The organism is Streptomyces phaeolivaceus (genome assembly GCF_009184865.1).
GTDB lineage: Bacteria > Actinomycetota > Actinomycetes > Streptomycetales > Streptomycetaceae > Streptomyces > Streptomyces phaeolivaceus.
In genome coordinates this window covers 7496092-7523073 of sequence record NZ_CP045096.1, presented here as the reverse complement: position 1 = coordinate 7523073, position 26982 = coordinate 7496092, and the positions used below count along the sequence as shown (strand labels likewise).

Genomic DNA, 26982 nt, shown 5'->3' with positions numbered 1-26982 from the left:
GCCGGCGCCCGCGGGTGTGTTCACCCGCGGGCGCCAATGCCTTCACCTGCCTTCCGGGGCTACTTCTTTTCCTTGGCACCGATGTTGAGGTAGTCGTACTGACCGCTGAAGGCCGAGGACGACACCAGGTTGGTGGCGTACGGCGAGCGGTACAGCAGGACCTTGAAGTAGGTCAGCGGCACGATGGCGGCCTGCTCCATGACCTTCTTGTCGACCTCGGTGTACGCGGCGGTGCGGGCGGCCTCGTCGGTGTTGCCGATCGCGTCGTCCAGCAGCTTGTTGATCGCCGGGTCGTCCAGCTCGGAGAGGTTGGTGTTGCCGGACTCGCCGATGGCCTTGCCGTGCACGATCTGCTGCAGGAAGCCGTAGCCGGTGGGCCAGTCGGAGCCCCACTGCATCATGATCAGACCGATGTTGTTCTTCTTGTTGAACGCGGGGACACCCGCGTAGTCCGAGAAGTACTTGCCCGACGGGTACTGCTTGATGTCGGCCTCGATGCCGACCTTCTTCAGCGCCTCGACGACCGCGGTGGCCGCGTCGACCTCGCCCTGCCGGTCGGTGCGGGCGGAGATGGAGGTCTTGAAGCCGCCCTCCTTGCCACAGGCCTTCAGGTGCTCCTTGGCCTTGGCGACGTCACCCTTGCTGTCCGGGGTGGCGTACAGGTCGTCCTTCGCGTAGCCCGAGACATCGGTGGGCAGGACGGTGGAGGCGATGTCACCGCGGATCGGGCCGCCCATCGCGGTCTGCACGGCGACCTTGTCGATCGCGTACTCGACGGCCTTGCGGCACTCGACGTTGTCGAACGGCGCGACCTTGGTGTTGATCGCCGTGTAGACGAGCCGGCCGCCGAGCGCGTTGTCGGTGTTGGCCAGCTGGTCCTTGTCCTTGAGGACCTGGGCCTGCGTCTGGGCGTCGACACCGGTGCCCTGGATGTCGATCATGGTGTCGCCGGCCATCACGTCCTTGTCGATGGTGGCCTTGTTGACCTTCAGGTTCACCACGATCTTGTCCGGGTACTGCTTGCGCAGCGGGTCCGTCTTGGCGTCCCACTGGTCGTTGCGCACCAGGACGATCTGCTTGCCCTCGTCGTACTTCTCGAACTTGTACGAGCCGGAGGAGACGACCTTCTTGGTGTAGTCGACGCCGGTGTCCTTGGCCTTCGGCACCGGAGCCGTCTGCGGCATGCTCGCCAGGTAGTCGAACTCGGAGAACGCCTTGTTCAGCTTGAAGACGATGGTGTGGTCGTCCGGCGTCTCGATGGAGGCGATGCCCTTGTCGCTCTTGTCCGCGTAGGGGCCCTTGTACTTGTCCGGGTCGTTCAGCATCTGCTGGAAGTAGTTCGGACCGAGGGAGAGCACGTCACGCGCGAAGTTCGAACGCTCCACGGCGTACTTGACGTCCTTGGAGGTGACCGCGGTGCCGTCCTCGTACTTGACGCCCTGACGGATCTTGTACGTCCACGTCTTTCCGCCGTCGCTGGGCGTGCCCGCGCTCTCCGCGAGGTCCGGCACCAGCTCGTTGCCCGCGTCGCCCGCGCCGGGCTTGAACGTCATGAGCGGACGCGCGTAGAGGCGGCTGAAGTTGAAGCCGTAGGCGTAGTACATGTTGCCCGGGTCGAGGGACTCGGGGGCGTCGGAGCTGGCGTACGTGACCGTGCCGCCCTTCTCCGTCGACTCGTTCACGACACCCTTGGTCGCGGCGTTGGCGCCGGCCCCCTTGGGGGCGTCGTCCGTGCCGTCATCCGCCTTGCTGCACGCGGACAGAAGCAGTCCGGCGGCGCTCGCAACCGCGACCGCGGCCATTGCTGACCTTCGCATGATGGTCGGTTTCCCCTTCGTAGTTGGACAGTTGTGTGGGACGACAGACCGCAGACGTCAGCGGCTGCGGGGGTCGAGGGCGTCCCGGAGGCCGTCACCGAGAAGGTTGAAGGCCAGCACCGTGATGAAGATCGCGAGGCCGGGAACGATCATGTACTGCGGGTCGACCTCGAAGAAGTCGACCGCCTGGTTGAGCATGCCGCCCCAGGATGCCTGCGGCGGCTGGATACCGACGCCGAGGAAGCTCAGCGACGCCTCGAAGATGATGTTCGTCGGGATGAGCAGCGTCGAGTAGACGATGATCGGCGCGACGAGGTTGGGCAGCAGTTCCTTGAACAGGACGTACGGGCCGCCGGCCCCCATCCCGCGCGAGGCGTCGATGAACTCGCGCTCGCGCAGCGCCAGTGTCTGACCGCGCACGATGCGTCCCATGTACGGCCAGTTGAAGAAGCCGATGACGAAGATCAGCACCGTGATGTGCAGCGGCAGTCCTTCGAGACCGAAGGCGCCGCCCTGCAGCGTCGCGGAGATGGCGATCGCGAACAGCAGCAGCGGGAACGCCAGGAAGGTGTCCATCAGCCGGCTCACGATCGTGTCCACCCGGCCGCCGTAGTAGCCGGCGACCAGGCCGAGCACCACGCCGATGGCGTTGGACAGGATCGTCGCCCCGAAGGCCACGACCAGGGAGACCCAGGAGCCCTCCAGGATGCGGGCGAGGATGTCACGGCCGAACTTCGGCTCCACGCCGAGCGGGTGGTCCCAGCTCATCCCGCCGAAGTCGCCTTTGGGCAGGGAGGTGTTGGCGTCGATCAGATCCTGGTTGAACGCGTTGGGGTCGAGCCCCAGCATCGACTGCAGCGGCCGGGAGAGGGCCGCGATCAGGATCAGCAGGACGACGACGACTCCGCCGGCCACCGCCACCTTGTCGCGCTTGAAGCGGGTCCAGGCGATCTGACCGAGCGAACGGCCCTCGATCTTCTTCGCCTCGACGCCCTCCAGCACGGCCTCGGGTTGTGCCTCGGCCTGCGATCCGGTCGTCTCAATGGGTGCGGTCATCGTCCCTCGTGCTTGCCCGTGCCGGTGGTTGCCGACTGTGCCTGGCGGCCGCCCGGGTCTGCGGTGCGGTCCGTCACCACTGCTGCTCTCTTGCTCTGTGACTACTGATGGGTACGGGAGGAGGTACGGCACCGAACTTCACCGCGTGAACAGCGTGTTCGCCGGATCCCCCCATCGCTCTGGGGGAGTCTTCAACGGTCGCGCGATCAGGCACCAGACTTGGCGACGAATGTATGCGCAACCGTGATGTGGCCAGCAGGGTTCCGCTATGCGGACGTGACGCTCTGTTGAGCGGTGGAAACCCGCCCGGGTGCGGCTCGCCGGCTCCCGGATGTGACGGCTCAGTACCCGCCGGGGTATCCGTAGCCGCCGGCCGCCGGGGCCTGGGCGGGGGCGGCGTGGGCCTCGCGGTCGTAGAAGGGGCGGGCGCCGGCCCGCAGCCACATGGCGACCGGGTCGTACTCGTCGGACATGGCGACCGTGGAGACGGGCAGGCCGTCGGGGACCGCGCCGATGGACTGCTGCATCATCGCGCGCACCGAGTCGACGGCGGGCGGCGAGGTGTCGTACACATCGAGGCCGATGGCCAGGTACGGGGCGCCCAGCGCGGGCTGCACCCAGGCGCGGCGCAGCGAGCGCACGGCGGGGGTGCGGTGGGCGTTCTGTGTCAGCAGGGCGTAGAACTGCGGGATCTCGATGGCCGGGTCGGAGAGCCGGAGGGGGCCCGCGGGCTGCCGCTCCAGGCCGGTGGCGATACGGCGCAGATCGAGCCAGGGGATGCCGACGCCGCCGCCCGGCGCGTGCGGGTTGAGCCAGAGGCCGTAGTGGTCGGGGTACAGGGTGCGGGCCACGTCGAGGCCGTCGACCACCTCGTAACTGCGGTTCCAGCCACTGGCGGAGAGCTCCTGGGCGGAGGTGACGCAGGGGGCGTAGTTGAACCCGTCGACCTCCATGTTCCCGTACTGGGCGTCCGGGGAGCCGGCCTGGCCGTGCCAGAGCAGCATCCAGATCTGGCCGGAGGACGGGGAGGCGAGGGCACGCAGCAGCGCCTCGTAGGCGTCGTAACGCCCGGGGGTCACCTGGCGCAGCATGTGCTCGACGTTGCCGCTGCCGCTGCCGCTCACGTTGCCGCCCTTCGGTGTTGGACCCTGGTTGCAGGACCAGCTTAGGTGGTGTGCTGGTTGAGCCGATCAGGGCTCGGGGGTTGTTGTGCGTTGCGGGGTGCGGGTGCGTCGTGGCTGGTCGCGCCCACGCGGCGGAGCCGCATATGGATACAGCCCCGCGCCCCTGAGGACAAAAGACGGGCTCGGGGGTCAGTAGCCCTGTTGGTAGAAGGGCCGCACCTTTTCGCGGAGCCAGTCGCCCACCGGGTCCTGGGCCACGTCCAGGAAGACCATGTTCACCGGCCAGGGGACGGGGGTCTTGGTGAGGGCGCGGCCGAGGGCGGCGAGGGGGAGGGCGCGGTCGGCCTCCCAGGAGGCCAGGTCGACGCCGATGAACATGACGGGGTGGGCGGTCTCGATGGTGGCGAGGCAGCGGCGGGCGGAGAGGACGACCCCGGTCGCGGCGAACTCGGCGGAGGCGGCGGCCAGGAAGTCGACGGGGTCGTCCTGCCAGTCCGGTTCGTGGAGCCGGACCCGGGCTCCGTTCGCCGAGCCGTCCAGCGGGGTCCGCCCGGCCCGGCACACTTCGGCGACGGCGGGCGGCGGCAGCGGGATGCCCACCACACCGTCCGGGTTGAGGGCGAGACCGATCTGCGGGGGCAGTCCGCGCGCGAACTCGACGGCCGGGGCGATCGTGTACGACATGTGGCTGCCGACGACCTGGCGGAACTGCTCCTCGGAGCTGAAGACCGGCACATACGCCTGCCCGTCGAACTCCATGGTCGGCAGGTCCAGCTGACCGCTCCGCGGACCGCCGCCCTCCGGCAGCGGCACCCAGACGAAGCTGCGGGCCAGCACCTCCACGATTCGTGCCCCGGCCTGGGGCACCCCGAGCGAGGCGGACAGCACCTCCTCCAGCTCGTTGCCGGGCCACCCGCCGTGCCCATGGGGATACGCCTGTGCCGGAAAGTCCGCCGGGAAGTCCATCTGCTGCCTACCGCTTTGCTCCGTGATGCTGTTGTAGCTGCACCTTAATTGGTTCCGGCCCGGGAGCGCGCCCCCCGCGGCTCCGGGCTCACCCCACGAAGTCGATCCGCTTCAGAACGTCCGCGGCGGCCCGGTCGATGATCACCGCCGCCCCGCACCCCTGGGGCAGCCGCCCCTTCTCCACCGAACGCAGCAGCCGGGTCATCGCCCCCCGGTGCCGGGCGAACGCGTACCGCGACACCCCGCGCCCGCGCTCCCGCTGCCCGTCCCGCGCCTCACCGGGTGTGACGTCGAGCAGCAGCAGATGCAGTGTGCCGCCGCGCCGGCGGGCCTCGCGCGCCAGCCAGCTGCGGACCCAGGCCTGCGCCCCGCAGTCGTGCACGACGACGCCCTCCCCCGAGCGGAGGGCGCGCCGCAGCCCCGCGTAGTGCGCGAGGCGCACGAGGGGGCGGTAGACCGCGTACGGCAGATGGCGGGCGAAGCGCGCGTCGAAGCGGTCACGGGTGTCCTGGGAGTCGATCCGGACGCCGGGGACGGCCCGGCGCATCAGGGTCGACTTGCCGCTGCCGGGGAGCCCGGTGACCACCACCAGGTCGACCGGGCCGAAGGACAGGCCGTGCGGGCTGCGCCCCGCACGCTCCCTGAGGTCCCGGACGACCGCCCTCGGGAACGGGCCGCACGCCTCACCGACCGGTGCGACGGGCTGCTTGGGCATCGCGATGCCCGACGTCGTCGCGTACGCCGTGGTCCTGTTCACCGTGATCGTCCTCCCCAGGGGTATGAGAGGTCCCATCCCCACAGACTGTAAAGAGAAGGTAATGCCCGATCCCTCCTGGTTCAGTCCTCGTATTGCCACAAGAGTGCTACGGACCGCCGTGTCTGCCTTGAAAGCTCCCCCTGACGTACCGCGTCGATGCGTGCGATGATGTCCGCGCCAACTGCATACCGGCCGCTTGAATCCGCGCGGGAGAGTTCCCAGCGACAGTTCGCTGGGGCGCCGAAGGAGCAAGTCCCTCCCTTGAATCTCTCAGGCCCCGATACCGCGCGGGCGAGGCAGATCTGAAAAGCGGGCCGTATCTCCCCTTCGCGGGAGGCGGCTCCACCCACGGTGCAAGTCACGGCCATCGGTACGTACACCGGTACGTACGGTCGTGGTGAACCTCTCAGGTTCCGATGACAGATGGGGAGGACTTTCCTCACCCGTCATCCGTCGTCCGTCATGCCCTGGGAGCGTCACACCGATGAGCAGCAGCCCCACCACCGCACCCCGCCGTACCGCGCTCGACGCCCTGCATCGCTCGCTCGGCGCGACGATGACCGACTTCGCGGGCTGGGACATGCCCCTGCGCTACGGCTCGGAGCGCGACGAGCACACGGCCGTCCGCACGCGGGCCGGTCTCTTCGATCTCTCCCACATGGGCGAGATCACCGTCACCGGCCCGGGGGCCGCCGCGCTGCTCGATCACGCGCTGGTCGGCGACATCGGCGGGGTGCGGCCGGGCCGCGCCCGGTACACCATGATCTGCCGCGAGGACGGCGGCATCCTCGACGACCTGATCGTCTACCGACTGGCGGAGACCGAGGCCGGTTCCTCGACCTGTCTGGTCGTCGCGAACGCCTCCAACGCCCAGGTGGTGCTGGACGCGCTCGTGGAGCGCTCCGCCGGGTTCGACGCCGAGGTCCGGGACGACCGGGACGGGTACGCGCTGCTCGCCGTGCAGGGCCCCGAGTCGCCGGGGATCGTCAAGGCCCTCACCGACGCCGACCTCGACGGTCTGAAGTACTACGCGGGACTGCCCGGCACGGTCGCCGGGGTGCCCGCGCTGATCGCGCGCACCGGGTACACCGGCGAGGACGGCTTCGAGCTGTTCGTGAATCCGGAGCACGCCGTCGAGCTGTGGCAGGCGCTGACCAAGGCGGGCGAGGGCGTCGGCCTGGTGCCCTGCGGGCTGTCCTGCCGGGACACGCTGCGCCTGGAGGCGGGGATGCCGCTGTACGGGCACGAGCTGTCCACCGCGCTGACGCCCTTCGACGCCGGGCTCGGACGGGTCGTGAAGTTCGAGAAGTCCGGGCAGCCGGCCGACTTCGTCGGGCGTACCGCGCTCGCCGAGGCCGCCGCCCGCGCCGAGTCCGCGCCGCCGCGGGTGCTCGTCGGACTGGTCGCCGAGGGCCGCCGGGTGCCGCGCGCCGGCTACCCGGTCGTCGCCGACGGCCGGGTGATCGGCGAGGTCACCTCCGGCGCGCCCTCCCCGACGCTGGGCCGGCCGATCGCCATGGCCTACGTCGACGCCACGCACGCCGCGCCGGGCACCGTCGGTGTGGGTGTGGACATCCGGGGCAGCCACGAGCCGTACGAGGTCGTGGCGCTGCCGTTCTACAAGCGGCGGAAGTAGACACTGGGCGCCGGGTCGCCCGCCCCAGGCGTGACCCTGCGCACGTTTCCGCTGCTCAGCAGTGGTTTCAGCAGTCCCCCATTCATCAGCACTCCCCGCGTACAGGAGAATTCAGGCCATGAGCAACCCCCAGCAGCTGCGCTACAGCAAGGAGCACGAGTGGCTGTCGGGCGCCGAGGACGGCGTCTCGACGGTCGGCATCACGGAGTTCGCGGCGAACGCGCTCGGCGATGTCGTCTACGCCCAGCTTCCCGAGGTGGGCTCCACGGTGACCGCGGGCGAGACCTGTGGCGAACTGGAGTCCACGAAGTCCGTCAGCGATCTGTACTCGCCGGTCTCCGGTGAGATCACCGAGATCAACGAGGACGTCGTCAACGACCCGTCGCTGGTGAACACCGCCCCGTTCGAGGGCGGCTGGCTGTTCAAGGTACGCGTCGCGCAGGAGCCGGACGATCTGCTCTCCGCCGACGAGTACGTCGCCCACACCGCCGGCTGAGAAGACTCGATCGAGACTGAGGACTGAGGTCGCACGCATGTCGCTTCTGAACACGCCCCTGCACGAGCTGGACCCGGAGGTCGCCGCCGCCGTCGACGCCGAGCTGCACCGCCAGCAGTCCACGCTGGAGATGATCGCCTCGGAGAACTTCGCTCCGGTCGCGGTGATGGAGGCCCAGGGCACGGTCCTGACCAACAAGTACGCCGAGGGCTACCCCGGGCGCCGCTACTACGGCGGCTGCGAGCACGTCGACGTCACCGAGCAGATCGCCATCGACCGGCTCAAGGAGCTGTTCGGCGCCGAGTACGCCAACGTCCAGCCGCACTCGGGTGCCTCCGCCAACCAGGCCGCGCTGTTCGCGCTCGCCCAGCCCGGCGACACGATCCTCGGGCTGGACCTCGCCCACGGCGGCCACCTCACCCACGGCATGCGCCTGAACTTCTCCGGCAAGCAGTTCGACGTGATCGCCTACCACGTGGACACCGCCACCGGACTGGTCGACATGGCCGAGCTGGAGAAGCTCGCCAAGGAGCACCGGCCCAAGGTGATCATCGCGGGCTGGTCGGCGTACCCGCGTCAGCTGGACTTCGCGGAGTTCCGGCGGATCGCCGACGAGGTCGGCGCGTACCTCTGGGTCGACATGGCGCACTTCGCCGGTCTGGTCGCGGCCGGGCTGCACCCCAACCCGGTCGAGCACGCGGACGTGGTCACCTCCACGACCCACAAGACCCTCGGCGGCCCGCGCGGCGGGATCATCCTCGCCAGGAAGGAGTTCGCGAAGAAGCTCAACTCCTCGGTGTTCCCCGGGTTCCAGGGCGGTCCGCTGGAGCATGTGATCGCGGCGAAGGCGGTGTCCTTCAAGGTCGCGGCGAGCGAGGAGTTCAAGGAGCGCCAGCGGCGTACGGTCGAGGGCGCGAAGATCCTCGCCGAGCGGCTGACCGCTGCGGACGCGCGCGAGGCCGGGGTCGACGTCCTGTCCGGCGGCACCGACGTGCATCTGATCCTGGTCGATCTGCGCGCCTCCGAGCTGGACGGGCAGCAGGCCGAGGACCGGCTCCACGAGGTCGGCATCACCGTCAACCGCAACGCCGTCCCCAACGACCCGCGTCCCCCGATGGTGACCTCCGGGCTGCGTATCGGTACGCCCGCGCTGGCCACCCGCGGCTTCACCGCCGAGGACTTCACCGAGGTCGCGGACGTCATCGCCGAGGCGCTGAAGCCGTCGTACGACGTGGAGGCGCTGAAGGCCCGGGTCCGGGCCCTGGCGGACAAGCACCCGCTGTACCCGGGGCTGGGGAAGTAAACCCCGGCTTCATCGCTCCGTAGTCCCGCTTTCCGGGGCACCGCGCACACTGGGGAACGAGCGCGGTGCCCCACTCCCCGCACCACCCTCCCCCGTTCTGAGGAGTCACCGTGGCCATCTCCGTCTTCGACCTTTTCTCGGTCGGTATCGGCCCGTCCAGCTCCCACACGGTCGGCCCGATGCGGGCCGCCCGGATGTTCGCCCGCCGGCTGCGCAACGAGGAACTGCTCACGGGCGTCGCCTCGGTACGTGTCGAGCTGTACGGCTCGCTGGGCGCGACCGGCCACGGGCACGGCACCCCGAAGGCCGTGCTCCTGGGTCTGGAGGGCGCGTCGCCGCGCACGGTGGACGTCGAGTCCGCCGACGACCGGGTGGAGACGATCAAGGAGTCGGGCCGTATCCGGCTGCTCGACGACCACGAGATCCCCTTCGACTTCGACCGGGACCTGATCCTGCACCGCCGCGAGACCCTGCCCTACCACGCCAACGGCATGACGATCTGGGCGTACGACACGGCGGGTGCGGAGCTGCTGTCGAAGACGTACTACTCGGTGGGCGGCGGCTTCGTCGTGGACGAGGACGCGGTCGGCGCGGACCGCATCAGACTCGACGACACGCCCCTCAAGTACCCCTTCCGCACGGGCGACGAGCTGCTGCGCGTGGCGAAGGAGACGGGCCTGTCGATCTCCGCGCTGATGCTGGAGAACGAGCGGGCCTGGCGCACCGAGGACGAGATCCGCTCCGGTCTCCTCGACATCTGGCGGGTCATGCGGGTGTGCGTCTCGCGCGGCATGTCCCGCGAGGGCATCCTGCCGGGCGGGCTGCGGGTGCGCCGCCGGGCCGCCATGTCGGCCCGCCAACTCCGGGCCGAGGGCGACCCGTTGCCCCGCTCCATGGAGTGGATCACGCTCTACGCGATGGCCGTGAACGAGGAGAACGCGGCCGGCGGCCGGGTGGTGACGGCGCCCACGAACGGCGCGGCCGGGATCATCCCCGCCGTTCTGCACTACTACATCAACTTCGTGCCCGGCGCCGACGAGGAGGGCGTCGTCCGCTTCCTCCTCGCCGCCGGCGCGATCGGCATGCTGTTCAAGGAGAACGCGTCCATCTCCGGCGCCGAGGTCGGCTGCCAGGGCGAGGTCGGCTCCGCCTGCTCGATGGCGGCGGGCGCGCTGGCGGAGGTGCTGGGCGGCAGCCCCGAACAGGTGGAGAACGCGGCCGAGATCGGCATGGAGCACAACCTCGGGCTCACCTGCGACCCCGTCGGCGGCCTGGTCCAGATCCCCTGCATCGAACGCAACGGCATGGCCGCGGTGAAGGCCGTCACGGCGGCCAGGATGGCGATGCGCGGCGACGGCACCCACAAGGTGTCCCTCGACAAGGTCATCAAGACGATGAAGGACACCGGCGCCGACATGAGCGTCAAGTACAAGGAGACGGCGCGGGGCGGGCTGGCGGTGAACATCATCGAATGCTGATGCGATTGCTCTGCCACGCGGAGCCCGTGGACGCATATGCCACCGGAAATCGGCCCTTGCGAAAAAAGAAACAAGGGCTACATCCACTACAAAATCATTACAAAAAATTTACATATTTGAAGGAACCGCACCTTTGGCGAAATATTGCCAAATATCGACCGAGAGCCATCAGTCACCAGCCGTCCTCATGTGTTAACTTTCAACATCATCCCCTATGTCAAGAGGGACGGTGGCAGAACGTGGCCGACGAGGCGTTTGCGACAGAGGCGTTTGCAACAGAGGCGCGTCAAGTAGCTGATTCCATCGAGGAACACGCAAACGATGTACTGGCCGCGTACAAGGCCGAACTCCACGCTGCCCGGAATTTGCTCGACCGCAATCCCGCGATGCTCGACCAAACCCTCACACACGCCCTGCAGATAATCACCGATGTCGCCAACTGCCTCCGCATCGGTTCGTTCCAGGTGAGCCCGAGCCACAAAAGGATTTCACGCTCCATCGGATCCAGTCGAGCGGCGAGTGGCGTGAACACACAGGAGTCACTCGTTGCCGCGTCACTGTTCCACGAAGCAGCTCTCTCCATCTGGGCACCGCTTCTGACGCAATCCACACAACCGTTGCGCCTGTTCTGCCTGGTGGCAGTGACCCTGGAGCGCAGCATTTCCTTACGAGTTCGCGAGGCGGTCTCGAGTTACACCGGATTCCTCCTCGACAAAATACATGACGTTCAGCTGGACGAACGACGCCACACTGCCCGCGACCTCCACGACCGAATCGGGAACAGCATGAGCGTCGCCCATCAGAACATCGAGCTTTTCCAGATTTTCCGTGAAAGTGATCCATTAAGGGCAAGCATCAAGCTTGATTTTGCCGAACAGGCCTTGCAGGAGGCTATGCAGAATCTGCGCGCAGTAACCTCAGATCTGCACTCCAGGAATTCATTCAACAATCTGGAGAAAGCCCTTTCGCACTACCTGGAGACCATGCAGAGGGATGATTTCGATATCCACCTGAAGGTGAGCGGAGACGAGCGCTGGGCTCCCTCGAATGTCCTGGACGAGGTATTTCTCATCACCAGAGAAGCCTCACATAATTCACTGCGTCACGCCTTTGCGTCCATACTGTTCATCAACATAACCATCACCCCCCATGAATTACATGCGTCGATCGAGGATGACGGCCGTGGATTCGAGCCCTCCCGAGAACCTGAGTCCACCGGGGTTGGCATATCCTCCATGCGCGCGCGCAGCAGGCTACTCGGCGGAACCATGCTCATCAGCAGTCGAATCGGTCAGGGAACCTTGGTGGAGTTCCTCATACCCTTGGGAAAGACGGCACCGATTTCATGAACGCACACGAAAAGACCCCGGCCTCGCTCACGGACCAGGAGAGAATCGCCCTCGTCCTCGTCGACGACCATGCCCTCGTCCGCGAAGGCCTCAGAGAGATCATCGATTCCCACGACGACATGACGGTGGTGGGCGAGGCAAGCCACAGCGAAGAAGCGCTCGCCCAGGTGGCGCGCCTGCGCCCGGACGTAGTGCTGCTTGACGTCGAGATACCCGGTGGAGAGTCGGCCGACACCGTGGCCAGAATGCGGTCTCTCTCACCGACAACGCAGATCATCATCGTCAGCATGTACGACGGTCCTCAGCTGTTGCGCCGCCTGATCAGCGCAGGAATCCGCGGTTACCTGCTCAAGAGTGTGCACCGGAGGGAACTCGTAGCGGCGATCCGAAGCGTCCACCACGACCCCAACCGTATGGTTCTCGCGGTTTCCCGCGCCTCCCTCACACAGCTTGAGCAGTCGGACGACGCCTTGCTCTCACCTCGCGAACTGGAAATTCTCCAACTGGTTGCCCAGGCGCTGAGCAACAGTCAGATCGCACATCGGCTCGTCCTTTCCGAGGCCACCGTCAAGCGTCATCTGCACAACGTGTTCGTCAAGCTCGATGCCAACTCCAGGATCGACGCAGTCAACAAGGCCATCAGCGCCTCCCTGATCCCACCGGGCCGCAAGTAGCCGGGCAGTCATGACCGGCGCGGCCGGGTGATCGTCCTGTGCGAGGCGAATCCACGGTTCCTGCCGGACGGATGCGCCCGCCCCTCTTCCAGACCTCGGCCCGCGGCCACGCCTGTGTGGGTGACCTCGTGCGGCTTGCCGCTCCGGTGGGATTACGCGCCGACCAAGGCGTCCGACAGCGTCGCTCAGTCCGCCGCCCCCTCCCCTCGTTCCCCAGCGGGAACGGGAAGTGGGAATGCCTCATACAGACGGCGCAGCGCTTCCTGGGGCAGTCGAAGGCGATGGGCCGACAGGTTCATCTCCAGGTGGATGCGCTCCCGTGTACTCGGTAGAGGAATCACGTCTGTTCCCCCGAGAAGCAGCCAAGCCAGGGACAACCGGCCCGCGCTGGTGTCCAGGTCGGCCGCGACCTCGTGCAGTGTGCGCAGCAATACCTGGACGGACGAAAGTGCCTCCGCCGAGAAGCGGGGATCGGTGCGCCGCACGTCTACGGCATCCAACCGCGCGGTGTCTGTGATCCGTCCCGCCAGAATGCCTCTGCCCAGAGGCCGACCCGCCAACAGCACCGCCCCGAGTCGGCGGGCCAGTGGAAGAATCCCGAGTTCCGCCTCGCGCCGCAACAGGGAGAACTCGACTGCAACGGCAGCGACAGGGTGGACGCTATGGGCGCGGATCAACCGATCTGTGTCCATACCGCTGATGCCGACGTTGCGCACCTTCCCGGTCGCCACCAGCCCCGCCAACTCCTCCATCTGTTCCTCAACCGGCGTTCGACCATCTGCCGGATGCAGCACATAGAGATCTATGTGGCTGAGGCCCAGTTCCCGAAGCGCGTTCTCACAGTCGTCCACGATTTCGCCGCGGCCCGTCCCTGCCAAGGCGCTCTGTGCGGCCGGCGGACCGTGGACGACGATGAACACCTCGTCCCGGCAGGAGGCGACAGCCTGCCTGATGATGCTCCGTACCCGCCCTCCAGCGAACATGTCGGGCGTGTCGAGCAGAACCACACCCGAGTCAACGGCCTGCCGCACCAGCTGCACTGCCTCGGCGTGGTCGACTGCGCCGTAGTGGCCGGCGAGAGCCAAGCTCCCCAGGCCGAGCCCGTGGGCTCCCGGAACCACAAGACCCGAGTTACTCAGCCCCATTGGCCTCTCTCCTCCGTGATCACGACTGCCAGGGCATCGGCGTTCGCGGCCGACACCCCATGTCCGTGTCTATCGTGATGCCCGGTTGTCGCCAAAGCGCCCCCAGACACCCCTGATCCCTCCGTTCTCCCACCCCTGTCGCGGGCACCTCGGGCGCAGCCACGGCACAGGGTCGGCAGGGGTCCGTCTGGGGCTCTCGCGCAGAAACCCGATGTCTACGGTCTTCAGCATCAACGCATCGGGTGAGCGTTTCTCAGTTCGCCGTGGAACACAGCTCGAACGTATTCCGCCGCTGCCGTAGAGCGCTCTTCCCGTGCCCCGCCGCCGGTCCCAGGCGAGAGCGGACGGACAAGCGAGGAGAAGGGAATCGTCCCAATGAAGTACCGATTGCTGGGCCAAGTCACTCTGCAACACACCAAAGTGGTGGACATCGGCGGAATGAAGCATCGGGTTCTCCTGGCATGCTTGTTGCTCTCCGCCAACAGGTTCCGGTCCATCGACGACATCACCGAGTCCCTGTGGGACTGCAGGCCCCCGAAGAGCTCGCAGAACCTCATCCGCCTCTATGTGCACCAGCTTCGGAAGCGGATGGGAAACTCTGGCGCCGACCTTATGACGTCTCCGGGCGGATACACCCTGCGCGTCGACCCGGGAGAGCTCGACCTGCACGTCTTCGAGACGAAAACGGGCCACGCGAGGGCGCTGATGGCCACCGGGGACTACGAATCGGCCGCGGCACGATTCGACTCGGCGTTCGCGCTGTGGCGCGCCCCCTTCATCTTCTACACGGGATCACCGTCGCTCGACGAGCTGCACGGCCCGCGGCTGGAAGACACGGCGATCTCCGCTGTGGAGGACCATGCGGAAACACTGTTGGCCCTGGGGAGGTGGCTGCCCCTGACCACGCGGCTGCGGCCGCTCGTCGAACGTTTTCCGTTCCGGGAGCGCCTGCTCGGCCAGTACATGCTCGCACTCCACTGGTCGGGCAGGCGGGTCGAGGCCCTGGACGTCTTCCAGCGGCTGCGCTCCAGCCTGGTCTCCGAGCTGGGCATCGAGCCGAGCCGGGAGTTGTCCGCCCTGAGGCAGCGCATCGTCTGTGACGACACGGACCTCGCCCCGCCCGACGTCCCGTTGCCCGCCCTCGCGATGGCCGGGCCCGCCCAGCCGCGCCGACGTGTTCGGACGCGGCAGGCCGGGCAGGGACTGCAGGGCGCCCTGGAGCGGCAACGCTGAGAAGACAGTGGGGCTGGTGCGGCCTGGCTCAGTGGTCGTGCGTGGTGATCACCCCCGCGGGGCAGAAGTGGACCGCCTGGCGTACCGCCGCATGGAATTCGGCCGGTGGGGCGGACTCCAGCACGACGACCAGGGCGTCGTCGTCGTGCTGGGCGAACACATCCGGTGCGAACACTCCACACTGGCCTGTACCCAGACACCTGTCCTTGTCGATCTCGATCCTCATCGGCGAGGCTCCTTCTCTCGGTGTCGTTCCTCGAACTGTCGCGTGCTACCAGGCGACGGGGATGTGGCGCACGCTCAGGAACTCGTGGTTCTCGCGGTAGCTGATCTCCTCGTCCGGCACCGCGAGCCGCAGTCCGGGAAAGCGCTCGAACACGGCGGGCAGCGCGATCTGCAGCTGGGCCCGGGCCAATCCCTGGCCTATGCACTGGTGGATGCCGTGGCCGAAGGTCAGATGGTGCCGGGACCCCCGTGCGACATCGAGCATCCCGGGGTCGTCGAAGACACGGGGGTCGCGGTTGCCCGCGGTCACGGCCAGGATCACGCCCTCTCCCTCACGGACCGTCACCCCACCGACTTCCACATCCTCGACAGCGATCCGCCGCAATCCCGTGTACTGAACCGGCAGATGACGCAACAACTCCTCCACGGCCGCCGGCACCACCGCGGGGTCGGCGACCAGCCGCCGCAACTGCTCGGCGTGACGCAGCAGGCCGACGGCGCCGAGACCGATCATGGTGGCAGTGGCGTCGTGCCCGGCGAGCAGCAGCATGAGTACGGCGCCGACAGCCTCCTCCTTGGGAAGCACTCCGGTCCGGACGTAGTTGACGGCGACGTCGCTCATCAGGTCGTCCTGAGGGTGGCGCTCCTTGGCGTCGAGGAAGTCGCCGAGCCAGTTGAACATCTCCATGAACGCAGCGGCCACCTCAGGACCGGGGAGGGCGTTGTCCAGTGCCTTCGGAGTGTTCTCCTGGAAGATCGCCCGGTCCGTGTAGGGGACGCCCAGCAGTTCGCACAGCACCAGCGAGGGCAGCGGAAGCGCGAACTCCTCATAGAGGTCGGCTGTTCGGGGCTTGTCGGCCATCCGGTCCAGAACATCGCTCACGATCCGGTGGATGCCCGGTTTCAGCAGGTCGATGCTCTTGGGCATGAAGGCCTTGGCCAGCATCCTGCGGATGACGGTGTGCTCGGGCGGGTCGTAGTGGTTGAAGGTGCCAGGCGGCATCGGCGGGTCGTCCGGGCGCAGATGCGGGAAGCCCGGCCGGTTGCGGTCGGCGCTCAGCCGGTTGTCACCCAGGGCCGCGCGAATGTCCGCGTGGCGGGTGAAGAGCCAGGCGGTGCCACCGCCTTCCACAGCGATCCGGCGGACGGGCTCCTCCTCGCGCCAGCGGTCCAGCACCTCGGGCAGATCCAGGCGGTTCTGTCCGCCCCCTCCCGGATGCGGAAGACGTTCGAGTTCGAGCATGGAAGTGATCATGTGATGCTCCGGAGAAGAAGGGGGAGACGGGGCAGCGAGTCGTACGGTCGTCACCACACGACGGGGAGTTCGTGCACCCCGTAGAACAGGGTGTTGTCGCGAAAGGCGACCTCGTTGAAGTCGACGGCCAGCCGCAGCCCGGGAAAGCGCTCGAACAGGGCGGGCAGCGCGATCTGCAGCTGAGCCCGGGCCAGCGACTGGCCCACGCACTGGTGGATCCCGTGTCCCCAGGCCAGATGGCCGCGCACGGTCCAGCCGCGGTCGAGGTCCAGTACCTCGGGTTTCTCGAAGGCCCGGGGGTCGCGGTTGCCCGCGGTGATGGCCAGGATCACGCCCTCTCCCGCGCGGACCGTGACGCCGCCGATCTCCAGGTCCGCTGTGGCGATCCGCCGGATACCGGTGTGCAGCAGAGGCAGATAGCGCAGCAGTTCCTCGACGGCGGCCGGCACGGCGTCGGTGTCGCCGAGCAGCCGGCGCAGTTGCTCGGGGTTGCGGAGCAGGGTGATGGTGCCCAGGCTGATGAAGTTCGCGGTGGTGTCATGCCCGGCCAGCAGAAGCAGCGCGAGGACACCGACGGCCTCCTCCTTGGGGAGTTCGCCGGTGCTGACGCGGTTGACGGCCAGATCACTCACGAGGTCGTCCTGGGGGGCCCGCGCCTTGGCATCAAGAAGGTCCCCCAGATAGGAGAGCATCCGGCCGAAGGCGGCGACCACCTCCTCGCCGGGCAGGGTGAGGTCCAGGATCTGCTGGGTGTTGTCCTGGAACACCGTCCGGTCTCCGTAGGGGACGCCCAGGAGTTCGCACATGGTCAGCGTCGGCAGCGGCAGCCCGAAAGCCTCGTGCAGATTCACCGGGTGCGGCTTCTGCGCCATGGCATCCAGCAGACCGTCGACGTTGTGGCGGATGCGGGGCTTGAGCCGTTCGATGTTTTTCGGCATGAAGGCCTTGGTGAGCATGCGCCGCACGACGGTGTGTTCCGGCGGATCGTACTGGGAGAAGGTCCCCTTGGGCATCGGCGGTTCGTCCGTGCGCAGATGGGGGAATCCGGGTCGATTGCGGTCGGCGCTCAGTCGGGAGTCCATCAGGGCGGTCCTGATGTCGTGGTGCCGGGTGACGAGCCAGGCGGTACGGTCACCGGGCACGGCGATCCGGCGAACCGGTTCCTCCTCCTGCCACCGGGCGAGACGACCGGGGGTGTCGAGCGGGTATTCACCCTGGTCGCCGGGGTACGGCAGGGTGTCGAGGTCAGGCATGGCAGTCTCCGTGGGATCCGTCGGGTAGGTGGTGAGAAGGAACAGAGGGTGGTACGACCGGTCGTGGCAGCCTTCGGGGCCGGTGGCGCACGGTGGTTCACGCCGATGCACAGCGGCTGCGGTTCACATCGGCGGCCGGCCCGGAAGGGGTCGGATACACGCCTTTTCACGGCGGCGACCGGCACGGAACGGCATCAGAGCCGCACGGTGCCACGCACACAGGTCACGCTCCGGCCGCCGACCCACACGTCGTCACCGTCGGCCCGTACCGTGAGCACTCCGCGACGTCGCAGCCGGGCTCCCTGCCCGGCCTGATAGGAGCGGGGGGCGGTGCCGTCGGCGATGAGCCATTGCGCGATGCCGGCCTGGAGGCTACCGGTGACCGGGTCCTCGCGGACTCCTGAGGGCAGTGCGAAGGCACGGACTTCGAAACGCAGGGGCGAGCCCTCGGGATGGGGGCCGACCACGCCGAGCATCAGGTCCCGCATGGCCTGGTCGTCCGGCTCAAGGGCGAGCACCTCATCGGCCGAAGCGAGCCGTACGGCGGCCCAGCCGGGTCCGTTGTCGACCCAACTGTGGGCGAGGATCCTTGCCCGGTCGATGCACAACCCCCGGGCGATACGGTGCACATGGGCATCGTCCAGGGGGCCCCTGCGCCGCAGTGCGGGGGCACGGAAGCTGAGGTCCGCGCCCGAGCGGCGTACCTCGACCAGTCCGGCTCGGCACTCCTGGACGAGGGCGCCGGACGACCTGGGTCTGCCACCGGCCTCCAGCCATGCGTGGGCCGAGCCGAGTGTGGGGTGGCCGGCGAACGGGATCTCCCCGCCCGGGGTGAAGATCCGTAGTTCGTAGTCGGCCTCGGGGTGCCGGGGCGGGCGGACGAAGGTCGTCTCGGAAAGATTGGTCCACCTCGCCAGACGTGCCATCGCAGCATCGGACACTCCCTCGCTGTCGAGGACCACCGCGACGGGATTGCCGAAGTACGGTGTCTCGGCGAACACATCGACCTGAGCGAAGCCGAGCAGGCGGTCGGACGGCATCAGTCACCCCCGTCCTCGATCTCACCCTCCAGCAGGATCAGGTCCATGTGGGTGCCTTCGCGCAGGGGGACGATGGCGCGGTACTCCGGGGAGTGGTACCAGCGACGCGCGGCGGCGGCCGTCGGAAACCTCATCACCGACAGATGTGTGGGCCGCCAGGCACCCTCCAGCGCTTCGAAGGCACCGCCCCGGATCATGAACCCGCCGCCGTACAGCTCCAGGGTGTGCAGAACCTTCGCACGGTAGTCCGACATTCGCCGCTCATCGGCGATGACTCCGACGTTGCCGATCAGTAGTGCCGTCATGGAGGCTCTCCGCTTCCGATGCTTCCGATGGGGGGTGAGGAGGGTGAGGGGGCAGGGCGCCTCGGCAGGAGTCAGCAGCTGAAGTCGACCTCAGTGCCGATGCCGAGTTCCCGCGCGGCCCGGACGACGGCGAAACCGGACGCGGCGTCCTGCGCGGCCATGCCCAACGACTTGTAGAGCGTGCGTTCGGCGGCAGATGTACGGCCGGGGTGTCTGCCGAGCAGCACCTCACCGATCTCGGGGAGGTGCCGGTCCGCGGGCACGAGGCCCTCCTCGATCGGTACGGCGATCTCCGAGGACTCGCGCAGGGCGGCCTCCCGGCTGTCGACGAAGACCGAACAGGAGGCCACCGCAGCGGCGTCGAGTTCGCGTCTGCCCGGCACGGACGAGCCGACAGCGTTGACATGGACGCCCTCGGCCAGGGCCTTTGCGTGTACCAGGGGCTGGGTCGTGTCGGTCGTCGTACACACCAGATCGGCACCGCGCAGCGCGTCATCGGGCGTGGCCACCAGTTCGACACCGGCATCCACCTGTGTACGGGCCCAGGCGAGGAACCGTTCCCCCCGCTCCCGGCCACGGTTCCAGACGCGCACCCGGCGCAGCCGCCGGACCTCGCGCAGGGCCAGCAGATGGCTGCGCGCCTGGGTGCCGGCGCCGATCAGCGCCAGGTCCCCGGCATCCGGAGCGGCGAGGGCCTCGCTGGCCACCGCGGACGCAGCGGCCGTACGGATCGCGGTGACCGACGCCCCGTCCAGCATCGCAAGGGGCTGCCCGGTCTCCGGGTCGAAGACGATCACCACGCCGACATGGGTGGGCAGCCCGCGGGCGGTGTTGCCGGGTATGTGGAGAACAGCTTTGAGGCCGTACCCCGAGTCCCGCTCGCCGGTGACACGGCTCGGCATGGTGGCGAAGAGCGAGCCGTCGCGGCTCGGCCCGAGCACCGTACGTACGGGCTGGACCACCTCCCCCGCGCTGTAGCGGCGCATGACCTCGCGCACCACATGGTGCGCCGACGCCTCGGGGAAGGCCTTCCTGACCTGGTCTCCGTTCAGCAGCAGCACAGCGGACGCTCCTCTCCCCGGCTCACGCGGCCCGGCCCGAGCCGTCGGCCGAGGTCGCCCTGCCGAACACGGACCACACCATGCGGATCGGCCGGGTGCCGGAGATGAACTCCAGCCCGTACTGCCTCACCGACGGCAGGGTGGTGAGCGCGAGATCCGCGGTTCCGTCCACCGCGGCGATGGCGGCGGCACTCGTGGAGGTGGAGTGCAGCACCTTGTGCGTGGCGTGCCTCTGGGGCAGCAGCTGGGTGATGATCGGCACGGGCGCGGGATGGCTCGCGATGGTCGGGGAGTCGGGTACCGGGCCGGAGCCACGGCGGACGGCGATGCCGTACGGCGGTGTGTCCATCACGAACACTCCGGCGAGTGTGAGTTCCGCGTCCATGTAGAACTTGCTGACCGACCGGTAGGCGTTGGCCACGATCACATGGGTCACCTCGCCGTCGCGCAGGGCGTCCCCGGCTTCCTCGTAGGTGTCGTACAGGCTGATGGCGGGCACCGGATCCTCCGTCCCCGCGGCCTGGCTCGCGTACAGGGCCGCGGCCGCCTCGCTGCTGGTGCCTCGGGGGCCGAGCGTGCCGATCGTGACCCGTTGATCCGGGCGGGGACTCAGAAGAGTGGCGAAGCTGAGCAGCGTCATCCGTATTCCCTGGAGGTGGAGTGAGTGGAGAGAGGGCTGTTCACTGAGGTCGTCGGGGAGGCCGGCGGACGGGCCGTCACCCGCCCTCGGGGGCGAGGTGAGTGAGCCACCGCCGACGGGCTCCGTCCGACGTGGTCGCGGCCGTGTTGTAGAGCTCGGCGACCCGGATCGTGACCGGACCGACTTCTCCGTCCGCGATGTCCTTTCCGGAGAGGGAGGTCACTGAGGCGACGCCCTTCCCCGTCGAGGTGAGGAAGACCTCGTCGGCGGTGCGCAGATCCATCGGGCTGAGTGGGCGTTCCAGGACGGCCATACCGGCCTCCTGGCACAGGGTGATGACCGTGTCCCTGGTGATGCCCGCGAGCAGGTCGCCCGTTGCGGGAGGAGTCCTGAGGACGCCGTTCGCCACTACGAACACGTTCGCGGTGGTGGCCTCGGCGACATTGCCCGCCCGGTCCAGCAGGATGGCGTCGTCGAAGCCGGCGGAGCGGGCCTCGTCGCTGGCAAGGGCGCTGGTCGCATACCCTCCCGCGATCTTGGCCTGGGCCGGTAGCGTGTCACGGGCCGGGCGCCGCCAGGAGCTGATGACGCAGCGGGTGGGCCGTGGGGAGCGGTTCGGCGGGAAGCCGTACGTGGCGATGGACAGCCCGTCGGAGACCCCGGCCAGTGAAACCCCGAGGGGAGTACCGGGCAGCAGGGAGAGCTTGTGAGCAAGCGGGCGCACATAGACGTCGAGACGGTCGTCATGGGCGTTGCGTCTGATCAACTCGACAGTGATGTCCACGAGTTCGTCGACCGACTGGGGCATCCCGGTCATGCGCAGCATGCGGCATGCGCGAAGCATGCGCGCATAGTGTTCATGGACACGGAAGAGGTGGCGCCCGTTCGGCGCGGCGTACGCCCGGATCCCCTCGAACACGGCGGTTCCGTAGTGCAGGCCCTGGGTGGACAGGGGCAGCCGCGGGGAGGCCGCCGGCACGAAGTCGCCGCGGTCGTAGGCCCATGCGCCCAGTCCGAGTGTCGATCCGCCGGTGAGCTGTTCGGTGTCCATCATGTCCTCGTGGCGGCGATTCGCTCGGCCGAGCGGTTCTCTGTGGACACCCGGGCGCGCAGATCCACGACCCGCGCGGCCTTCCAACTCACCATCGCCCCGGTGCTGGTGATGGGGCCGGGTGTTCCGAAGCCCACGGTCAGCGGGATGCCAAGCACCTCGCGGCAGTCCTCGACGGCCTGTTCGACGTCGTCGCGGACGTGGGCCGGGTCGGCCTTCAGGGTCAGGGCGAGGAGGTCCTGACCGGAGTCGTCGCGGGTTACGGTGATCTGGTAGTCCTGGTAGCCGTGGAACCGGCGCAGCAGCAGATTCTCCAGGTCGTAGCCGTTGACCAGACGACCGTTGAGGTCGAGCCGGTCCCGGACACGGCCCAGCGCCTCCAGCCTCGGGGCCGGTACGGCAGCGCCGGGCTCGGGGTCCGTCATCCGGACCAGGTCGCCGGTGCGATACCGGATCAGCGGCTTGGCTCCGGTGTAGAGGTTGGTGACGACCAGCTCGCCGTGACGCGCTCCGTCGGCGTCGGGCCGGACCGCCTGGCCGGTGTCGGGGTCGATCACCTCGTAGTGGTTGATCAGCGGCGCGGTGCGCAGCGCCCCGTCGGAGGTCACGGCGGCGAGGACGGACGCCTCCTGGGAGGCGTACAGGGCATTGCGGGCCTCTGCCCCCCACAGCGAGCCGATGTTGGCGAGCAGGCTGGGGGACATCAGCTCACCGGTCATCATGAGAACGTCCAGAGAGAAGTCCGTGCGGGGATCCAGACCGGCCTCGGTCGCCTTCTCGGCCAGGCGCATGGCCATGCCCGGCGTGCAGAACAGGCCGTTGACCGGCAGCAGACGCATCACTTCCAGCGCACGGTCGAAGCCGATCACCGGCGAGTGGGGCCACATCTTGGCGACGGCGTGCCCCAGATCGCGGCACACGTCGCCGAACGTGTCCCCCGTGGCGTGCAGTTCACTGGGACCGGAGATCCCGATCACCAGCTTCTCCCCGTGTGCGGCGAACACGTCGCGGTAGTACGAGGTGAGCACCGTGTTGTTGTGGATGCTGTCCGATTCGGTGCGGGGGCACGGGGTGGGGACGCCCGTCGTACCGGTGGTCTCGTAGAAGACCCAGGCTTCGGAGACGGGCAGCGAGAGCATGTCGAACTGCGCTGTCCGTAGATCGTCTTTGGTGGTGAAGGGAACGCGGGGCAGATCGTCGAGCCGCAGTCCGGCGATCGTCTGCTCGGTCAGACCGGCCAGTCGCTCCCGGTAGAAGGGGGAGTGGGTACGGACGTAGGAGAGGACCTCGCGTATCCGGAGCACCTGATGCGATTCCAGGCTGTCCGCGCTCCAGTTCCCCCTGCTGAAGTCGTCGAACATGTCGTGCAGCTCAGCCGTGAGTCTCACGGAATCCGGGTGATAGTGCGTGAACAATCGATCCTCCGATGGGAAAAAGTGCTTTCGCTGACCTGTGGGATCTCCGGCCGGCTCATTCGTCGTGCAGGTCGACGACCACCCAATCGGAGATCGCGCGCCATTTTGCGACGGATTCGCGGTGGAATTCGTTGACCTGGTACTTCTCCAATGCGGCGAGATCGGGCAACACTCCGACAGCCGCGAAGTCGTAGGCGATGTCACGGTCGACCGCGTTCCACCCCACCCGCCAGGTGAGCAGTTCCGGGACCTGACCGCCGACCGCCTTGGCTGACTTCTCGGCGTCGATCACGGAGGGGGCATTGCGTGCGAGTCCGTCCTTGAGCTTGAAGAGGACGATGTGTGTGATCATCATTGCCTTTCACGCAAGGACGCCCAATGTCCTTCGGGCTGCCGTGGCGTCACCACGTCCGAGGGCGCACTGTCGTTGCTGCGATTTTTTGATGCCGACGGAAGATCGGGGTGGCATCTCTCGAAAAAAATCATGCCGATAACGGGGGCGGCATTCAAGCGCAATTCTTCGATGCAGCGGATCGAGCTCTGAGATGGGTGTGCAGCGGGACGGGATCCCGTCGTGGCCCCGGGCGGGACCTGATCCTGTGCCGTGCGTTGCACCGGCTGGGACACGGGTCGCTCGCACGGACCGGACGACCCGTCAGCACCCGTGGGGCTGTCGTCGTCGCGGCCACACCGCCTGTTCCGCCGCCTGTTCCGCCGCCGTGATGACGGACGCGGCAGCCAGAACCCGCTGTGCCCGACAAACCGAAACGGCCCGCCGTATGGACCGGCGAGCCGTCATGAACGAGGTTGTCGGTGTTCGTGGCCCGTGCTCTTTCGGGAACCAGCGCCGAAGGAGCTCAGAGAATAATGGCCAAGAGGACGAGATGGGTGGCGATCTGGGTCACCATGAAGGCGTGGTACGGCCGCCTGCGCACCTTTCGAGGTCTGCCGGGCACCGCTTCCCGACTGGTCACCGTCACGCCGATGGCTCCGAGGATCACGGTGAGAGCGCACCAGATCAGCTGGGGCGCACAGAGCGCCGAGGCGACCGTGAGGCCTACGGCTATCGCCCCTGCTATCGCTGTCAGCAGCGCCTTGGCCCCCATGTCGCCGAGGACCATGGGCCAGGTGCACCGACCGGCCGCCCTGTCACCGTCGACATCGGAGAATTCCTTGGCGATGCTTCCGACGCATCCCATCCACAGAGTCATGGTCCCGGCCACGATCGTCGGACCGATGCCCGGATGCTGGCTGTTGGCCAGGAGACCGGCCGCGTAGGTGGCCAGACCGAGCCCGGCCCCGGCCCCGGTGCAGGTGTAGTAGGTCTGTTTGAGTGGGAACGGCGGCCCGGAGTAGGCGAATCCGAGCATGAGATACGCGAAGGACAGCACAACCGCTGCCGTCCCGCCCTGAAGCGCGCACAACATGCTGATGACGGCCGAGGCGACCACTGCGGTCCGTGCGGTGCGGACGGGCAGTCGGCCCGAGGCGATCGGCCGGGTGGACGCGTTGGCGATGTCCTCCTTCCTGTCCGCGATCCCGTTGAAGATATAGATCGACATCGTGGCGCAGATCCAGCCGGCTGCCGCGACGGCCACCCCTGGGGACAGGACCGGGTTGAGGGCAGGGCCTGGCAGCGCCGTTGCGAGGAATCGGAGCAGCACCACCCCCAGCACGGCGGGCCGGCTTTCGACGAGACAGGCTGACGCCTGGCGGGCGAGAAGCTGCATGGTCATCTCCAATCGAAGTCGCCTGGCCTGAGAAGCCGGGCGAGGCGTGAGAGACACGTGCTGGGTGCCGACCGTGATCCGCACCGGGGCTCGCGGGCAGTCCCGCGGCCGACGGCACGGCCGGTCGAGAATCGGATCGATCGCGGTACGAGATGGTGGGCGCGGCACATCGAGGTCACCGGCGATCCAGGAATCAGTGGCCCGCGCCCAACAGACGCCTTGGGATGTCCGACGACCCCTGCTCCCCGTCGCCCTGACGGTCGCGAATCGAGCATGGCGAGATGGACCGGGGCTCCGCGAGGCGTCGGGCGCAGAATGGGTAACTCGGCAGCGATGCACTACACCTTTTGATACCGGTTTCGAGCCTGTCGGTCAGGCCGCGATCGACCTTGGTGGCGCAACCGCATGTGCGGCCTTGTCCGCTGTTCAGACGTATGCCTACCCTGAAATCGCCGAAGGGAGGCGGGGCTTTCATGCAGGACTTCAGCAAGGTCCTGTGCCGCAGACCTCACCGCACATCTGGATTCGCAGCAAACCCGCCGAAGGATTGAAGGGAAGAATCTGTTCATGGGACGTGAAGGAAAGCACCTGCGGTACAGCCCGTTCGTTCCGGTCGTGCTGAGCGACCGGACCTGGCCGGACATGGAGATCAGCGGGGCACCGCGCTGGCTGTCAACCGATCTGCGAGACGGAAACCAGGCTCTGCCCCATCCCATGAATCCCCTGAAGAAGCTGAAGATGTTCGAGCTTCTCGTCGACATGGGGTACACCGAGATTGAGGTTGGTTTCCCTGTGGCGAGTCAGGACGAGTACGAATTCGTGCGCCTGCTCATCGAGCAGGAGAAAATACCCGATGACGTCTCGATATCCGTGCTGGTACCAGCGCGCGAAGAACTTGTCCACCGCACACTGGAGAGCCTGCGAGGCGCGCGGAAAGCCACGGTCCATCTCTACAACGCGACCGCTCCGCTGTTCCGTGAAACAGTTTTCGGGATGAGCCGTACGGAGGTCAGGGACCTTGCCGTGCGTGGAGTCCGGTGGACGACGGAGTACGCCGAGCGGAAACTGCCCGGACTCGACCTGGGGCTCCAGTACTCTCCCGAACTGTTCAACGAGACCGAACCCGAGTTCGCGGTCGAGGTCTGCGAGGCCGTCATGGACGTCTGGCAGCCCGGCGAGGGGCGGGAGATCATCCTCAACTTCCCGGCGACCGTCGAGCGTTCACTGCCGCATGTGTTCGCCGACCAGATCGAGTGGCTCGACCGGAACCTGTCGCGGCGCGAGCACCGGTGCCTGTCGGTTCATCCTCACAACGACCGTGGCACCGGCGTCGCCGCCACCGAGCTGGCCCTGCTGGCCGGCGCTCAACGGGTGGAGGGATGCCTGTTCGGTGGCGGCGAAAGAGCCGGCAATGTCTGCCTGGTCACCCTGGGTATCAACATGCTCACCCATGGGGTCGACCCGCGGATCGACTTCTCCGACCTCGATCACGTTCGGCGCACCGTCGAACACTGCAACGAGATGCTCGTCCCGCCACGGCATCCCTACGGTGGTGAACTCGTGTACACCGCCTTCTCCGGGTCGCACCAGGACGCCATCAAGAAGGGCTTCGACGCGCTGCGGCGCAAGGCCGCGGACACCGGCCTCCAAGCCGATGAGCTCCCCTGGGAAGTGCCGTATCTCCCTGTCGATCCCAAGGACGTGGGGCGCAGCTACGAACGCGTGGTGCGCATCAACAGCCAGTCCGGGAAGGGGGGCGTCGCCTATCTGCTGAGTGCCATGCACGGTCTGGACCTTCCCCGTGAACTCCAGATCGAGTTCGGTCAGATCGTCCAGGCGGAGAGTGAGCGCAGCGGCATGGAGGTCGCCCCGGACCGGCTCAGGGAACTCTTCCTGCGGGAGTACCTGACCGCGTCGGACCTGACGTCGGACCTGACGTCGTCCTCCCCGTCGTGCGACAAGCAACTGACCGT

24 protein-coding genes, 1 pseudogene and 1 riboswitch are annotated in these 26982 nt (G+C 67.7%); of the genes and pseudogenes, 8 read left to right on the top strand and 17 right to left on the bottom strand.

The features are described 5' to 3' along the window. Positions 1-59 precede the first annotated feature (59 nt). From F9278_RS34725 to F9278_RS34705, 5 genes are all read right to left on the bottom strand, one after another. On the bottom strand, positions 60-1817 hold the full coding sequence (locus F9278_RS34725; RefSeq protein ID WP_193241767.1) for an ABC transporter substrate-binding protein: 1758 nt from the start codon (positions 1815-1817) through the stop codon (positions 60-62). Positions 1818-1874: 57 nt separating this feature from the next. Continuing rightward, positions 1875-2873 carry an ABC transporter permease gene (locus F9278_RS34720; protein ID WP_152171838.1) on the bottom strand — a complete coding sequence of 333 codons (999 nt, stop codon included), beginning with the start codon at positions 2871-2873 and terminating at the stop codon, positions 1875-1877. A 341-nt stretch (positions 2874-3214) separates the two neighbouring features. After that, a complete protein-coding gene (locus F9278_RS34715; protein ID WP_193242064.1) occupies positions 3215-3964 on the bottom strand; it encodes an enhanced serine sensitivity protein SseB C-terminal domain-containing protein in 750 nt (249 codons plus the stop codon). Between the two features lie 222 nt (positions 3965-4186). Further along, entirely contained in the window at positions 4187-4963 is a 777-nt protein-coding gene (locus F9278_RS34710; RefSeq protein ID WP_152171836.1) for an enhanced serine sensitivity protein SseB, read from the bottom strand. 88 nt (positions 4964-5051) lie between these two features. Next, entirely contained in the window at positions 5052-5720 is a 669-nt protein-coding gene (locus F9278_RS34705) for an AAA family ATPase (RefSeq protein WP_226967087.1), read from the bottom strand. A gap of 197 nt (positions 5721-5917) precedes the next feature. Continuing rightward, positions 5918-6016: riboswitch (glycine riboswitch) on the top strand. A 188-nt stretch (positions 6017-6204) separates the two neighbouring features. Between F9278_RS34705 and gcvT the strand changes: the two genes are divergently transcribed. The 6 genes from gcvT (at position 6205) to F9278_RS34675 (ending at position 12656) form a co-directional block, all read left to right on the top strand. Then, positions 6205-7356 carry a glycine cleavage system aminomethyltransferase GcvT gene (gene gcvT, locus F9278_RS34700; protein WP_152171835.1) on the top strand — a complete coding sequence of 384 codons (1152 nt, stop codon included), beginning with the start codon at positions 6205-6207 and terminating at the stop codon, positions 7354-7356. A gap of 118 nt (positions 7357-7474) precedes the next feature. Beyond that, entirely contained in the window at positions 7475-7852 is a 378-nt protein-coding gene (gene gcvH, locus F9278_RS34695) for a glycine cleavage system protein GcvH (RefSeq protein ID WP_152171834.1), read from the top strand. Positions 7853-7889: 37 nt separating this feature from the next. Continuing rightward, positions 7890-9155 (top strand): serine hydroxymethyltransferase, encoded by a 1266-nt coding sequence (gene glyA / locus F9278_RS34690; RefSeq protein ID WP_152171833.1) that lies wholly within the window; start codon positions 7890-7892, stop codon positions 9153-9155. A 110-nt stretch (positions 9156-9265) separates the two neighbouring features. Next, positions 9266-10633 (top strand): L-serine ammonia-lyase, encoded by a 1368-nt coding sequence (locus tag F9278_RS34685; protein ID WP_152171832.1) that lies wholly within the window; start codon positions 9266-9268, stop codon positions 10631-10633. 239 nt (positions 10634-10872) lie between these two features. Continuing rightward, positions 10873-11982, top strand: a complete 1110-nt coding sequence (locus F9278_RS34680; protein ID WP_193241765.1) for a sensor histidine kinase — start codon at positions 10873-10875, stop codon at positions 11980-11982. Further along, positions 11979-12656, top strand: a complete 678-nt coding sequence (locus tag F9278_RS34675) for a response regulator (RefSeq protein WP_152171830.1) — start codon at positions 11979-11981, stop codon at positions 12654-12656. Before F9278_RS34680 ends, F9278_RS34675 begins: the two co-directional genes overlap by 4 nt. 185 nt (positions 12657-12841) lie before the next feature. Here F9278_RS34675 and F9278_RS34670 read toward each other — a convergent pair whose 3' ends face one another. Next, positions 12842-13801 (bottom strand): aldo/keto reductase, encoded by a 960-nt coding sequence (locus tag F9278_RS34670; protein WP_152171829.1) that lies wholly within the window; start codon positions 13799-13801, stop codon positions 12842-12844. Positions 13802-14413: 612 nt separating this feature from the next. Here F9278_RS34670 and F9278_RS34665 point away from each other — a divergent pair. Further along, the gene (locus tag F9278_RS34665; RefSeq protein ID WP_226967086.1) at positions 14414-15034 is read left to right on the top strand and encodes an AfsR/SARP family transcriptional regulator; all 621 of its coding nucleotides are present in this window, start codon (positions 14414-14416) and stop codon (positions 15032-15034) included. 28 nt (positions 15035-15062) lie between these two features. On the opposite strand, the gene F9278_RS34660 is transcribed toward F9278_RS34665, so the two are convergent. The 11 genes from F9278_RS34660 to F9278_RS34610 form a co-directional block, all read right to left on the bottom strand. Further along, a complete protein-coding gene (locus tag F9278_RS34660; protein WP_152171827.1) occupies positions 15063-15260 on the bottom strand; it encodes a ferredoxin in 198 nt (65 codons plus the stop codon). 45 nt (positions 15261-15305) lie between these two features. Next, positions 15306-16514, bottom strand: coding sequence for a cytochrome P450 (locus F9278_RS34655; RefSeq protein WP_152171826.1), 1209 nt, complete (start codon positions 16512-16514; stop codon positions 15306-15308). A 50-nt stretch (positions 16515-16564) separates the two neighbouring features. After that, a complete protein-coding gene (locus tag F9278_RS34650) occupies positions 16565-17767 on the bottom strand; it encodes a cytochrome P450 (protein ID WP_152171825.1) in 1203 nt (400 codons plus the stop codon). Between the two features lie 194 nt (positions 17768-17961). Next, positions 17962-18807, bottom strand: a complete 846-nt coding sequence (locus F9278_RS34645; protein ID WP_152171824.1) for a PhzF family phenazine biosynthesis protein — start codon at positions 18805-18807, stop codon at positions 17962-17964. Next, entirely contained in the window at positions 18807-19112 is a 306-nt protein-coding gene (locus F9278_RS34640; protein WP_152171823.1) for a DUF1330 domain-containing protein, read from the bottom strand. Before F9278_RS34640 ends, F9278_RS34645 begins: the two co-directional genes overlap by 1 nt. A gap of 71 nt (positions 19113-19183) precedes the next feature. Continuing rightward, complete coding sequence (locus F9278_RS34635; RefSeq protein ID WP_152171822.1) at positions 19184-20173, bottom strand: ornithine cyclodeaminase family protein; 990 nt, start codon at positions 20171-20173, stop codon at positions 19184-19186. A 22-nt stretch (positions 20174-20195) separates the two neighbouring features. Further along, positions 20196-20813: a hypothetical protein gene (locus F9278_RS47615; protein ID WP_226967085.1), complete on the bottom strand. Its 618-nt coding sequence runs from the start codon at positions 20811-20813 to the stop codon at positions 20196-20198. 76 nt (positions 20814-20889) lie between these two features. Then, positions 20890-21867 carry an aminotransferase class IV gene (locus tag F9278_RS34625; protein WP_226967084.1) on the bottom strand — a complete coding sequence of 326 codons (978 nt, stop codon included), beginning with the start codon at positions 21865-21867 and terminating at the stop codon, positions 20890-20892. After that, on the bottom strand, positions 21864-23252 hold the full coding sequence (locus F9278_RS34620) for a phenylacetate--CoA ligase family protein (RefSeq protein ID WP_226967083.1): 1389 nt from the start codon (positions 23250-23252) through the stop codon (positions 21864-21866). Before F9278_RS34620 ends, F9278_RS34625 begins: the two co-directional genes overlap by 4 nt. A gap of 82 nt (positions 23253-23334) precedes the next feature. Beyond that, positions 23335-23634 (bottom strand): Dabb family protein, encoded by a 300-nt coding sequence (locus F9278_RS34615; protein ID WP_226967082.1) that lies wholly within the window; start codon positions 23632-23634, stop codon positions 23335-23337. A 502-nt stretch (positions 23635-24136) separates the two neighbouring features. After that, positions 24137-25009, bottom strand: coding sequence for a UbiA family prenyltransferase (locus tag F9278_RS34610; RefSeq protein ID WP_193241763.1), 873 nt, complete (start codon positions 25007-25009; stop codon positions 24137-24139). A gap of 567 nt (positions 25010-25576) precedes the next feature. Here F9278_RS34610 and F9278_RS34605 point away from each other — a divergent pair. Next, positions 25577-26929, top strand: a pseudogene (locus tag F9278_RS34605) (2-isopropylmalate synthase); the annotation flags it as partial. Positions 26930-26982: the final 53 nt, after the last annotated feature.